This is a genomic window from Streptococcus oralis subsp. oralis (genome assembly GCF_000960035.1).
In the GTDB taxonomy this organism is placed as follows: Bacteria; Bacillota; Bacilli; order Lactobacillales; family Streptococcaceae; genus Streptococcus; species Streptococcus oralis_G.
This window is the reverse complement of record NZ_JYGR01000002.1, coordinates 187,733-200,486: the sequence shown is the minus strand read 5'-3', so window position 1 is coordinate 200,486 and position 12,754 is coordinate 187,733. Positions and strand designations below refer to the sequence as shown.

The 12,754-nt window shown below is 43.4% G+C and carries 13 protein-coding genes and 1 pseudogene; 6 read left to right on the top strand and 8 right to left on the bottom strand.

Features of this window, described 5'->3' with window-relative positions; all coding sequences use genetic code 11:
* Positions 1 to 44: 44 nt before the first annotated feature.
* Together trhO and TZ92_RS01230 are read left to right on the top strand one after the other, a co-directional pair.
* Positions 45 to 1,031 (top strand): oxygen-dependent tRNA uridine(34) hydroxylase TrhO, encoded by a 987-nt coding sequence (gene trhO / locus TZ92_RS01235; RefSeq protein WP_033630479.1) that lies wholly within the window; start codon positions 45 to 47, stop codon positions 1,029 to 1,031.
* 121 nt (positions 1,032 to 1,152) lie between these two features.
* A complete protein-coding gene (locus tag TZ92_RS01230; protein WP_033630478.1) occupies positions 1,153 to 2,013 on the top strand; it encodes a DUF4299 family protein in 861 nt (286 codons plus the stop codon).
* Positions 2,014 to 2,075: 62 nt separating this feature from the next.
* Here TZ92_RS01230 and TZ92_RS01225 read toward each other — a convergent pair whose 3' ends face one another.
* The 5 genes from TZ92_RS01225 to TZ92_RS01205 form a co-directional block, all read right to left on the bottom strand.
* The gene (locus TZ92_RS01225; protein ID WP_000191318.1) at positions 2,076 to 3,038 is read right to left on the bottom strand and encodes a DUF6574 domain-containing protein; all 963 of its coding nucleotides are present in this window, start codon (positions 3,036 to 3,038) and stop codon (positions 2,076 to 2,078) included.
* A gap of 62 nt (positions 3,039 to 3,100) precedes the next feature.
* Entirely contained in the window at positions 3,101 to 4,030 is a 930-nt protein-coding gene (locus tag TZ92_RS01220) for a DUF4097 family beta strand repeat-containing protein (RefSeq protein WP_033630477.1), read from the bottom strand.
* Positions 4,023 to 4,616: a DUF1700 domain-containing protein gene (locus tag TZ92_RS01215; protein WP_033630476.1), complete on the bottom strand. Its 594-nt coding sequence runs from the start codon at positions 4,614 to 4,616 to the stop codon at positions 4,023 to 4,025. The genes TZ92_RS01220 and TZ92_RS01215 overlap by 8 nt, the downstream gene beginning before the upstream one ends.
* On the bottom strand, positions 4,603 to 4,929 hold the full coding sequence (locus TZ92_RS01210) for a PadR family transcriptional regulator (protein WP_000273861.1): 327 nt from the start codon (positions 4,927 to 4,929) through the stop codon (positions 4,603 to 4,605). The genes TZ92_RS01215 and TZ92_RS01210 overlap by 14 nt, the downstream gene beginning before the upstream one ends.
* A 136-nt stretch (positions 4,930 to 5,065) precedes the next feature.
* On the bottom strand, positions 5,066 to 6,232 hold the full coding sequence (locus TZ92_RS01205) for a CynX/NimT family MFS transporter (RefSeq protein ID WP_033630475.1): 1,167 nt from the start codon (positions 6,230 to 6,232) through the stop codon (positions 5,066 to 5,068).
* A gap of 221 nt (positions 6,233 to 6,453) precedes the next feature.
* On the opposite strand from TZ92_RS01205, the gene TZ92_RS01200 reads away from it, so the two are divergent.
* From TZ92_RS01200 to TZ92_RS01185, 4 genes are all read left to right on the top strand, one after another.
* Positions 6,454 to 7,284: a glycosyltransferase gene (locus TZ92_RS01200; RefSeq protein WP_033630474.1), complete on the top strand. Its 831-nt coding sequence runs from the start codon at positions 6,454 to 6,456 to the stop codon at positions 7,282 to 7,284.
* A 75-nt stretch (positions 7,285 to 7,359) separates the two neighbouring features.
* Positions 7,360 to 9,210, top strand: coding sequence for a nucleoside-diphosphate sugar epimerase/dehydratase (locus TZ92_RS01195; protein WP_033630473.1), 1,851 nt, complete (start codon positions 7,360 to 7,362; stop codon positions 9,208 to 9,210).
* A gap of 248 nt (positions 9,211 to 9,458) precedes the next feature.
* Positions 9,459 to 9,881 carry a DUF805 domain-containing protein gene (locus TZ92_RS01190; RefSeq protein ID WP_033630472.1) on the top strand — a complete coding sequence of 141 codons (423 nt, stop codon included), beginning with the start codon at positions 9,459 to 9,461 and terminating at the stop codon, positions 9,879 to 9,881.
* A gap of 122 nt (positions 9,882 to 10,003) precedes the next feature.
* Complete coding sequence (locus TZ92_RS01185) at positions 10,004 to 10,396, top strand: DUF805 domain-containing protein (RefSeq protein ID WP_033630471.1); 393 nt, start codon at positions 10,004 to 10,006, stop codon at positions 10,394 to 10,396.
* Positions 10,397 to 10,484: 88 nt separating this feature from the next.
* On the opposite strand, the pseudogene TZ92_RS01180 reads toward TZ92_RS01185, so the two are convergent.
* The 3 genes and pseudogenes from TZ92_RS01180 to sdaAB form a co-directional block, all read right to left on the bottom strand.
* A pseudogene (locus TZ92_RS01180) lies at positions 10,485 to 11,114 on the bottom strand (HAD-IA family hydrolase).
* A gap of 21 nt (positions 11,115 to 11,135) precedes the next feature.
* On the bottom strand, positions 11,136 to 12,008 hold the full coding sequence (gene sdaAA / locus TZ92_RS01175; protein WP_000500031.1) for an L-serine ammonia-lyase, iron-sulfur-dependent, subunit alpha: 873 nt from the start codon (positions 12,006 to 12,008) through the stop codon (positions 11,136 to 11,138).
* Between the two features lie 8 nt (positions 12,009 to 12,016).
* Positions 12,017 to 12,688: an L-serine ammonia-lyase, iron-sulfur-dependent subunit beta gene (gene sdaAB, locus TZ92_RS01170; RefSeq protein WP_000555868.1), complete on the bottom strand. Its 672-nt coding sequence runs from the start codon at positions 12,686 to 12,688 to the stop codon at positions 12,017 to 12,019.
* Positions 12,689 to 12,754 lie beyond the last annotated feature (66 nt).

Below are 12,754 nucleotides of genomic sequence, written 5' to 3'. Positions count from 1 at the left end.
TGAAAAATTCTGAAAATTTAAGAATAGAAAAGAGAACAAATCTTATGGCAAAAGATATTCGTGTCTTACTTTACTACCTCTATACTCCAATTGAAAACGCAGAGCAATTTGCGGCAGACCACCTGGCTTTCTGTAAATCAATCGGTCTCAAAGGCCGTATCCTAGTCGCTGACGAGGGGATTAACGGGACTGTTTCAGGTGACTACGAAACAACTCAAAAATACATGGACTACGTTCACAGCCTCCCAGGCATGGAAGACCTCTGGTTCAAGATTGACGAAGAAAATGAACAAGCCTTCAAGAAGATGTTTGTTCGCTACAAGAAAGAAATTGTCCACCTTGGTTTGGAAGACAACGATTTTGACAACGACATCAACCCACTTGAAACAACAGGTGCTTACTTGTCTCCAAAAGAGTTTAAAGAAGCCCTTCTTGACGAAGATACAGTGGTCCTTGACACGCGTAACGATTATGAGTACGATCTAGGACACTTCCGTGGGGCTATCCGCCCAGACATCCGCAACTTCCGTGAGTTACCACAGTGGGTCCGCGACAACAAGGAAAAATTCATGGACAAGCGTGTCGTGGTTTACTGTACAGGTGGCGTTCGCTGTGAGAAATTCTCAGGTTGGATGGTGCGTGAAGGCTACAAAGATGTTGGCCAATTGCACGGAGGAATCGCAACTTACGGTAAAGACCCAGAAGTTCAAGGCGAGCTTTGGGATGGGAAAATGTACGTCTTTGACGAGCGTATCGCAGTCGATGTCAACCATGTTAACCCAACCATCGTAGGGAAAGACTGGTTTGATGGAACACCATGTGAACGTTATGTCAACTGTGGAAATCCCTTCTGTAACCGTCGTATCCTAACATCAGAAGAAAATGAAGACAAGTACCTTCGTGGATGCTCACACGAGTGTCGTGTTCACCCACACAACCGCTATGTTTCAGAAAATGAATTGACACAAGCAGAAGTTGTTGAGCGCTTAGCTGCTATCGGTGAAAGCTTGGATCAAGTCGCTACTGTATAACATCAAACAGCCTTCAGGGGCTGTTTTTCTATGCTTTTTATCTAAAAATCTAAAATTTGTTTCTGTATCTTTCAGGAAAATAGGGTATACTATGTGTAAACGATTTCAAAGGAGGCCAGTTATGGCGAAAACATTTTTTATCCCAAATAAAGAAAGCATTCTAGGACAACAGGAGGTCTTGACTGCCAAGTCCATCTTAGCCTTAGTAGAGGGCTTGGAGTCACACAGTTATGATACGGTCTATCTCCGTCAGCCACTCAATCGTCTCGAGTATATCGAGTGTGGGATTGTAGGCCAGTCGCAATTTCTTTTCAAAATCAACTATGCGGATAGCCGAAAAGGCTATCAAGTGGTGATTCCAGACTTCCTTACTAGAGCAGACTGGGAGATTGTAGAAGCTCTCCTCCAAGCCCTATCAAACAAGTTGGGGCAAGTAGTAGAAGGGTTAGAAGGGTTTGATTTTGAAACCTATTTCCGACAAACGGTCAAGCATTATTTAGCGGATAAGGCGGTTCGTTTAGTCTATTGCCAAGGACTCTTGTCGCCTATCTATCTCAACAAGGAATACCTCGAGAGCTTTTTGGCTGAGGATGGATTGGTACGTTTTGAAGAGCTGGTCAAGAAGGTTCAAGGCTCTGATGCTTACCTTGCCAGTGTGAAATTTTACCCAGACGCCCAAGGTAAGGTGCACGGTATCTATCACCTAGCTCAGGGAGTCAAAACGATTTTACCAAAGGAACCCTTTGTACCAGCTCCTTATACGGAGCAGCTGGCAGGCAAGGAGCTTGTTTGGGAGATTGACCTAGTGAAGATTTCTGGTGATGGGTCCAAAGCAGAAGACTATGAAGCCATCGCTCGCTTGGATTATGAAAAATTCCTAGAGTCACTACCAGAAGCATTTTACCAGGAATTAGATGCCAATCAATTAGAAGTACAAGCCATTTTGGGAAAAGATTTTGAAGGATTGGCAACCATCAAGTAGCCATTGTCCAAAAAAGAGTAAGCATAAAAATCCCTGTCATTAATAAATGGCAGGGATTTTGGTTAAAAGAATGTCAGGATGCGAAGGTAGTCCACTGTCAGCGCTAACTCTGCAATGAAGAAGGGTAAGAGAATAGCGCCATCAAGTAAGACAGCTAGCAGGAATCGATAAAATGGGTCAAGGCTACTAGCCTTACTTGGCTTGCTAATCACAAAGAGATTGCCAAGGGCAAAGATGGTCATGCTTAGAAGAGTGAGGATGCCAGCGAATCGCAAGCCGCCAAAAAGTGCAAAGAAACTTGCTAGAGCCGTTAAGACAAGCGGGATAGCAAAGAGTCGGCTGTAACGATCGCAAGCTTCTTGGAATGTGAAGTCGCTCTCCTGGTCCAGTACACGTCGGACAGTAAAGCCTCCCAAAATGATGGAAAAGTAAAATAGAGCGCTAGCGACCAAGATAGAAAGTCCAGCAAAGAGATCTAAAGGTGGGAGCTGGTTAGGTAAACTATTGGCAATAGAGGCCATATAGCCGTAGTAGAGGTGCTTGATATGATAGATACTAAAGAAAAGGTTGATTGACGACAGCAAGGTGAGTAGGGCAAAGACACTATAACGATGCTTTTGGTCCGTATTCTTGCTGGTAGTTGGTTCTTGGATAGCGTCCAGCAGCCAAGTCCAAAATAGTGCGATTTCTGCTTTTAATCTGGCTGTTTTACGAGGGTCAATATCTGGGATATAGGGGCTTTCTAAAGCCTTGCTGAGGATACTTTTCTCTTTTACAGGTTTTTCTTGCTTGTGTCCCTCTTCAGCTTTCCCTTCTCCCTCTTCCTCTGTTTGGGCTTCTTCTATCGTTTCGGGAGCTTCCTCCTCATGCCTTTCCGACTCTTTAGGTGAGATAGGAGTTTCTTGGCTTGCTTGTGGTTCGGTCTCTACAGTATCCGAAGTCTCTGGTTGGTCGGGCTGGATTTCCGATTTCGTCTGAGCTGATTTCTTCTCAAGATCGGCGCTTTCAAACCATTCTTGTGTCATGGTGGAACCTCCTTTTTTATGATCGTTTTCTATTTTTAGATTAGCAGATGAAAGCGTTTTTGTCAATGGTTTCTAGATGGAGAAGAGTACTCTTCTTTTGGTAGGTAGATATCTTGGTTGGCTTTTGCAATGAGTAGGTCCTTGATATCTGCTTTTTCCGTTTTATAAGGGTTGGCAAGTACATTCTCTTTTTGTCCACGATGTTCTTCTTTGGGTTGACGATAGATACCACCATGCTGAGAAGAAATTTCTAGATTGATACGGTCGGTCTCTTTCTGGGAGAGAATGAGTGTTAGAGTGGAATAGGCCTCTAGCTCGACCTTGCCGTGAACTTGGATATTTTCAGCATAGATGTGTGCTCCCTCCGTCTTGACCTGACTATCTGTCAATTCGGCATCAAAGATATTGATGATATGAGATGCCGTTAATGTGCTGTTCTTGATAGAACTTTCTGTTAGTCTTAAGAGATAGCCTTTTGTTTTGATGGTTGCATTTTCAAGGTTGGCTTGACGAATATTAGTTTGTCCACGATTGGCTGAGACGGTGATAGCTTGCAGCTTTCTTCCTTTGGGTAGGGAGAGAACGACTTCGTCAAAACGATTAGAATAGTTGCTGGCGATACGAAGTAGGCTTTCGATTCCTGAACCGAGAAAACGATGTTGGGAGGCTTGTTTGTCAGTGACGCTCAGTGTTTTGTCACTCATACCAGTAGTCAAATCGTGACGACCAGATACGGAAGGATGATAGGTGATATGGATCTTGTCATCTACAGACTCTGTGATGGTTAGGCTGTGTTCTTCAAGGGTCAAATCAAGTTTTTCCACTTCGCTTCCAAAGGTCACTTCTTCGATACGATTGTCATAGACGGGGTCTTTTGACATGGCAAGCAAACTTTGAATACCATTGGACTGGGCGCCTACAATGATCATGATAAAACCAAGGATTGTAGAAACCACACCAAAGATGAGAAATCCTTTTGTCAATTTACGCATGTCTGTCACCTCTCTTTCCTTTTTTAAGAATCCATTGCACCAAGCGGACGATTAGGAGACCAAAGAAACGGGCTACATAGGAGATACCTAGTAGAACAAGAGAAGAAGCACCGATAGAAAGCAAACCGGCCCCAAAAATCAAGATAAAGGCAGATTTGGCTTCGACCAGAACACTAAAGCTCTCTATGATAAAGAGTCCACCTAGCAGGATACCCGTCACCGAAACAGTGAAAAAGGCTAGAATGACGGAGACAGCTGCGATAAAAATACCGATGATGGCCATGAGGATGCCGATCCCGACCGGAATTCCGATAGGAGCTACTAGCAGAGCCAGGAGGGCAATGTGTAGCAGTTGGCGATCATTCTTTTGAGCAGGTGCCTCATTGACCTTTTTATCGAGAAGATCAGAGAGGATATCATGGGCAGCTTCTTTTGGAGTTCCCAGACTGGCAATGAGTTCTTCTTCGCCCTCTGGACCTGCATCGTCAAATAGTTCCTTAAAGTAGTCCATGGCTTCGATGCGGTCAGCTTCAGGTAGTTTATGGAGATAGGTTTCTAACTGAGTCAGATAGTCAGTTCTTGTCATGGCGGATACTCCCTTCTATGATGCCGTTGACGGTTTCGGTATAGAGCGTCCACTCTTCCTTTAGAGTAACGAGCTGCTCTACGCCCCGATTGGTCAAGGAGTAGTATTTGCGCATACGCCCCTGAAACTCTCTAGAGTAGGTGGTTAGAAAGCCACTGGCTTCCAATTTTTTGAGAATGGGATAGAGCGTAGATTCTTTGATATTGGCGATGAGCTTAATGGTTTGGCTAATCTCATAACCATAAGAATCCCCCTGCTCCAGTACAGCCAAGATGAGAAACTCGATCAAGGCAGAGGATGTTGGGAAGTACATGGGAAACCTCCTTTATATTATATAAAAATTTTATATATACTCTTTTCAAATATATTGTATCTCAAGTTGAAAGCCCTGTCAAGAAATATGTGTAAAAATTTTACATATAAAAAAACTCCTAGTATAAACTAGAAGTTTAGAGGATTTTATCAGCCCGATCCACCATAAAGAGTGAGATGGTCATGATGATATCGATGGCTAGAAGGGCAAGGACAGCTGGGATCCAAGATTGAAAAAGTTCAAAACTATAACCAAACAAGGCAGGACCAAAGGCCGCCAAGATGTAGCCTCCTGTTTGCGCTAGTCCTGATAGCTGAGCTGTCTTTTCAGGAGAACTGGTTTTAAGAGAAAAGCAAACCATGAGGTAGGGGAAGAGGGCACTGCAGGCCGTTCCAATCAAGAGATGGACAACTAACCAGTAGAGGAAATTATTGGCTGGATACAAGAGCATGGCAATTCCCATCATACCAGCGATAGAGATAATTGCCAGCATGATTCGACGGTAACCATCTGATAGACGAGTCGTCAGACTTGGAACAGTCATCGAAAAAGGAATGCTGATCAGTGAGAAAATAGAAGCGAGGAGAGCCGCATCACTATTAGAAATACCAGCACTAACAGCCATAGTTGGCAACCAGGTCATACTTGTATAAAAGAGCAAGGACTGAAGCCCGCCAAAGATAATGATAGCCCAGACATCTTTACTTTTTAGAATATTCTCTTTGACTTGCTTTTCTTTTTGGCTTTCTAGGCGGTGATTGTGGCGATGATTTGGCAACCAGACTAGTAGAGTGACCAGACAGAGAAAGCTGAGAACGAGGATGAGGCCCTTCCAAGAACTAGCTTGGGTGATAGGGACGGATAGATAAGAAGCGATGGCTGTCGAAATTCCCATGGCAGTGACATAGAGAGTTGTTAGGAAACTAATCTTTTGAGGCTGATTTGCCTGGATCATACTTGGGAGGAGTACATTGAAGATCGCTATGCTTGCTCCCACAATTAGGGTTCCTAGATAAAGAAGGGGAAGATTGAAGATACGAATGACAGAGCCAACAGTTAAGAGGAGGAGACAGTAAGTAAAGAGGTGTTCCAACCCGATTTTTTGTGCCAAGCGGCTTGCAAAAGCAGAGAAAAGAGCAAACATCAAGAGAGGGAGACTGGTTAAAATCCCAAGAGAGCTAACCTCCACTCCTAGTCCCTGAGCGATATCTCCTAAAATGGTTGGAAGAGCAGTAAAAGGAGAGCGTAAAACAGTCCCGATTAAGACAATTCCTAGAACAAAAAAGAGTGATTGTTTTTTCATAAAAACCTCGATAGGATGATTTTAATAACAGCTTATTTTAAGGTTTTTTCCTTATAATGTCAAGTAATGATAGCCAAGACAGATAAATCAATGGAAGTGAAAATAAAGTGAAAAGGGACAGATTTCTTTACTAGAATTTTCCTTGATTTGATATAAAAATAGGAAACTAGGAGAATTTGTGATAAAATAGTGGAAGGAAATCTATACATTGGAGAAAAACTGTGCCTGAAAAGCAAAAAATCAGCGTCTTGATGTCGGTCTATGTAAAGGAAAATCCGACGTTTTTAAGAGATGCTATCAAAAGTGTTCAAAACCAGACCTTGAAACCGAGCGAACTTGTTCTTGTTGAGGATGGGCCGCTCACACCCGAACTCTATCAGGTGCTAGATGAAGTGGAAGCTCAGTCAGACATTCCAGTTAAACGGTGCCCCTTAGAAGAAAATCAAGGTTTAGGCTTGGCTCTTCGATACGGTGTTTTACAGTGCCAGTATGACATTATTGCCCGCATGGATACGGATGATTTAGCTGTTCCGGATCGTTTTGAGAAACAGCTTCAGCTAATGGAGAAAGAAGATCTCGATCTCTTAGGCGGGCATATCGCAGAGTTCATTGACAATCCAGATGAGATTGTGTCTTATCGTCGTGTTCCAACTCAGCATGCAGACATTGTGGCTTATCAGAGAATGAGAAGCGCCTTTAACCATATGACAGTCATGTTCAAAAAGGGCATGGTCCTCAAGGCAGGCAACTATGAAGATGGCCTTTACATGGAGGATGACCTCCTTTGGCTCAATATGATTGCTGCAGGTGCCAAGACTGGGAACCTAGATCAAATCTTGTGTAAGGTTCGTGTCGGTGCAGGGATGTTTGAGCGTCGAGGTGGCTTGCGTTACCTCAAACTCTATCGTCAAGCTCGCCAACGGATGCTTGAGCGAGGGCAAATTTCTTACATGGAATATGCTAAAAGTGTAGCCATTCAGGCAATTGTTGCACTTTGTCCAGGATTTGTACGTCAGTTTATCTTCGTCAAACTTTTAAGAAAGAGAAAGTAAGCCCCGATAGACTGAATGATTCAGGTTATCATAACAACAGTATCATCTGACTCTTTTAAGGGGGAGTAAATTCCTATGAATAAAAAACTAACAGATTATGTGATTGATCTGGTTGAAATTTTAAATAAACAGCAAAAACAAGTGTTTTGGGGGATATTCGATATTCTGAGTATGGTGGTTTCCATCATCGTATCTTATATCTTGTTTTATGGCCTTATAAATCCTGCGCCTGTGGATTACGTGATCTACACTCTTTTAGCCTTCCTCCTCTATCAAATCATGATTGCGTTTTGGGGGCTAAATGCTAGTATTAGTCGTTATAGCAAGATTACGGATTTCATGAAAATCTTTTTCGGAGTGATGCTCAGCAGTGTTCTTTCTTATGGAATCTGCTATGCCTTTCTTCCATTGTTTTCTATCCGTTTCATCGTACTCTTCATTTTGTTGAGTACCTTCCTCATCTTGCTTCCTCGTATCACTTGGCAGCTGATTTATTCTAAGCGCAAGCAAGGTAGTGGAGATGGAGAGCATCGCCGTACCTTCTTGATCGGTGCTGGTGATGGTGGCGCCCTCTTTATGAACAGCTACCAACATCCAACTAGCGACCTTGAGCTAGTGGGGATTTTGGATAACGATGAAAAGAAAAAGGGACAAAAACTAGGTGGAATCCCAGTTTTGGGCTCCTATGACAATCTGCCTGAATTGGCTAAACGTCACCAAATCGAGCGTGTCATTGTAGCGATCCCTTCGCTAGACCCTTCAGAGTACGAACGCATCTTGCAGATGTGTAATAAACTAGGCGTCAAATGTTACAAGATGCCTAAGGTTGAGACAGTCGTTCAAGGACTCCATCAATCAGGTAGTGGCTTCCAGAAAATTGATATCACAGACCTTTTGGGCCGTCAGGAAATTCGTCTCGACGAATCGCGCCTGGGTACTGAGATTACAGGCAAGACCATCCTGGTGACAGGAGCTGGTGGTTCGATTGGTTCAGAGATTTGTCGTCAGGTTAGCCGCTTCAATCCAGAACGTATCATCTTGCTTGGGCATGGCGAAAATTCAATCTATCTCGTTTATCATGAATTGATCCGTACATTCCAAGGGATTGATTATGTTCCTGTTATTGCAGATATTCAGGACTATGACCGACTCTTGCAGGTGTTTGTGCAGTACAAACCAGCCATTGTCTACCATGCTGCAGCCCACAAGCACGTTCCGATGATGGAGCGCAATCCAAAAGAAGCCTTCAAGAACAATATCCTCGGTACCTACAATGTTGCCAAGGCTGTTGATGAGGCCAAAGTACCTAAGATGGTCATGATTTCGACTGACAAGGCGGTCAATCCACCGAATGTTATGGGTGCGACTAAGCGCGTGGCAGAATTGATTGTCACTGGCTTTAACCAACGTAGTAAATCAACCTACTGTGCAGTTCGTTTTGGGAATGTTCTCGGTAGTCGTGGTAGTGTGATTCCTGTCTTTGAACGTCAGATTGCCGAAGGCGGTCCTGTAACAGTAACAGACTTCCGTATGACACGTTACTTCATGACCATTCCAGAGGCTAGCCGTCTAGTAATCCATGCTGGTGCTTATGCCAAGGACGGAGAAGTCTTTATCCTCGATATGGGGAAACCAGTCAAGATCTATGACTTGGCTAAGAAAATGGTCCTTCTAAGTGGGCACACGGAAAGTGAAATTCCAATCGTTGAGGTTGGTATCCGCCCAGGTGAAAAACTCTATGAAGAACTCTTGGTTTCGACCGAATTGGTTGATAACCAAGTCATGGACAAGATTTTCGTTGGTAAGGTAAATGTCATGCCACTAGAAGCTATTGATCAAAAGATTGAAGAGTTCCGTTCACTCAGTGGAGATGAGCTCAAAGAAGCGATTATTTCCTTTGCAAATGAAACAACTCATGCTGAGTAAGAGTGTCCAACTACCTTCATAATGAAACAACTATCGCCAGTTTTCTGAGGAAATCAGAAAGCTGGTTTTTATAAATAGAGAGTAGAGGACGTCGGATATTTCAAAGGTTTAATAAGCGCAACTATTCAAGGGACGATGTTATGTGATCTATCAGGAGAGTGATTTCAGACAATCTAAAAACTACCTCTATTTTAAGCTGGTAACATAACTTTGCGAAATAAGTATTAAAATCAAAAGGAGATTATTGTATGCTGAGTGCTATTAGGAGTCTTTTCAAAGGCTATGCAAATTTTTCTGGTCGTTCCACACGTCCAGAATTTTGGTGGGTTTGGCTGCTAAATATGGTAATTTTCTTGCCCGCCTACTACTCACTTTTTACTGGAGTAGAATCTGATAAAGCCATCAGGAATATTACGGTCCTCAGTATGTGTATTATTTTGTTTATAGTAGAGTTTGTTCCTCTACTAGCACTGATAGTACGTCGCTTACGAGATGTGGGTATCCATTGGGCCTATATTTTTATTGTATTTGTTCCTTTGGGTGCAATAACACTGCTCGTTATGCTCGCTATTCCAAGTCAACGATTTGGAGAAAAAGTGATAGAGCATAGTAAAAAAGATAAAGAGAATACGGAAGACTCTCAGTTTGAAGAAATGGTACGAAAATATTAAGATATTTCTACTCTATTTTAAAGCGGCTGAGTCGCGCTTCGCAGCAAATAATCGCTTCAGAACTTGTCAATCATGATGATATATGGTAGACTCTATGGAGAAAAAATAAAGGAGATTATTGTATGTTTAATGCTTATAAGAACTTTTGGAAGGGGTATGTAAACTTTACTGGTCGTTCGACTCGTTCGGAGTACTGGTGGATTTATTTTACAAATTTGTTAATCTGTCTTCCTGCTTACATGAAATATCATGATGCAGTGTCAACTCGCCCATATAACTTGGAGGCACTCCGTAGTTTACAAGCTATGAGCGGTTTTTACTTCTTTTTAGCGGCTATTCTCATGTTGCCTTCTATCGCCGTGACTGTTCGTCGCTTACGGGATGCTGGTTTCCACTGGGCCTTTATCTTCATTGCTTTGGTTCCTCTCGTTGGACCGATTGCTCTTATTGTCATGCTTGCTTGGCCAAGTAAGAAGGATGAAGATGCTGAAGAACAGGATCAAATTACTGCTTAAGCATGGATTTGATTCCTTCTGATAGTAACAACATATAAAAAAATACTCCTCAACCTAGTTCACTAGTGTTAGGAGTATTTTTGTATGGTTAGAGCTGGCTAATGATATCGTCAATGGTATGGGCAATCCAGTCAGGTTGATAGATGAGTAAATCAGCCTCTTCTCAAAATCCCCAAGAAACAGCGAACTTTTTAATGCCAGTTTCTTGGGCTCCGATCATATCAAACTTGGTGTCCCCGATAATGAGGACTTGGTCTGCAGGCAGTTGATGCATATGCAAGGCGTAACGGATGACATCCGCCTTGTGTGGCGTTTCAGGACTAGAACCGTAAATGCCATCAAAGAAATGATGGATTCCCAGATTTTTAGTCATATCGTGAGCAGTAGGAGTATTCTTTGTTGTAGTGATGTAGAGAGGGTAGTTTTGCGAAAGCTCTTGAAGCAATTCCGTTATTCGGGGGAAGAGTTGCGCTTCGTGGATTCCTTTTTCCTTGTAGTAAGAACGATAGATTTGAACAGCTTCTGAGATTTGTTCCTTGGGAAGACACGTTGCAAAGCTACTTTCAAGTGGCGGGCCCATGAAACCACGAATGGTTTTGGCATCAGGGCTTGGAACTCCTAGCTCTTTAAAGGTATGGGTAAAGGCATTGTGGATCCCGAGGGAACTGTCAACCAGGGTTCCGTCCAGATCAAAAAAGATAGCTGAGATAGAGGGCATGATTTCTCCTAACAGATAAACTTATTCTCCGAAGATTTCTTTTTGTAGGCGACGACCAGTAGGTGTGGCGGCGAGTCCACCCTCGGCCGTTTCACGAAAGGCAGTTGGAAGACTTGATCCAACTTGGTACATTGCATCGATGACTTCGTCAACAGGGATCTTAGACTCGATACCTGCCAAGGCCATGTCTGCTGCGATAAAGGCAAAGCTGGCTCCCATGGCATTTCGTTTGACACAGGGAACTTCAACCAAACCAGCGACGGGGTCGCAGATGAGGCCCAGCATATTTTTAATGACAAAGGCGATGGCTTGACTAGCCTGATAGGGAGTTCCACCTGCAGCCAAGGTCAAGGCTGCGGCACTCATGGCAGAGGCAGAGCCAACTTCGGCCTGGCAGCCACCTTCAGCGCCTGAGATAGAGGCATTGTTTGCGATGACTAGTCCAAAGGCACCAGCAGCAAAGAGGAAATCTAACTGTTCTTCGTGGCTGAGGTCAAGTTTTTGGATAGCAGCAGTGAGAACGGCTGGCAGACAGCCGGCACTTCCTGCGGTTGGAGTAGCGCAGACCAAGCCCATCTTCGCATTGTGTTCATTGACCGCGATGGCATTACGGGCTGCTGATAGGATGGTAAAGTCAGACAAGGCCTTGCCACTTTTGAGATGGCGGTCTAGTTTGGCCGCGTCTCCACCCGTTAAGCCACTACGGGATTTATTTTCACTGAGACCGAGCTCGACAGAGGCTTTCATGACTTCTAGATTGCGTTCCATGAGGAGGAGAACTTCTGGGCGTTCCCGACCTGTTAATTGATATTCGGTCGCAATCATGAGTTCTGCGACATTTCCTTGGAAGTCTAGATCTGCTTGCTCAACCAATTCTTTGATAGAATAAAACATGTTTCCTCCTACTTAAAGAAATTGACATTGTGGAGATGAGGGATTTTTCGGATTTCTTCAATCGCCTCTTCGCAACTTCGACTATCGACTTCGATAATCATAATGGCTTTTTCTCCAGCTTTTTCTCGAGTCACATTCATCTGAGCGATATTGATATCAAAACGAGAGAGGGCTTCAGTAACATGGGCAATCATACCTGGAACATCCTGATGTACGATGATAATGGTTGGTGTGTTCATGTTGAGAGAGACAGCAAAGCCGTTAAGTTCCGTAACTTGGATATTTCCTCCACCGATGGAAATTCCTGTCACACTAATGGATTTGTGTTCATTCTTCACAGTAATTTTAGTGGTATTAGGATGAGGGGCATTGCTGTCTTTCTGAATGGTCCAGACAATCTTGATACCACGTTTATGGGCAATCTCTAGGCTATTTGGAATGTCGGGATCGTCCGTATCCATACCTAATATACCAGCGACGAGAGCAAGGTCGGTTCCATGACCACGGTAGGTTTTGGCAAATGAATTAAATAATTGGAATTCGACTTCTGTCGGCGTATCATCAAAGATGGAAGAGACGATTTTCCCGATGCGAACAGCTCCAGCAGTATGGCTACTTGATGGGCCAATCATAACTGGTCCGATAATGTCAAAGACAGATTGAAAACGAAGTGAGTGCATCTGTTTCCCCTTACAAAGATTCTTATATCTATTATATCAAAGAATGGACCTCTGCGCTTATTTCCC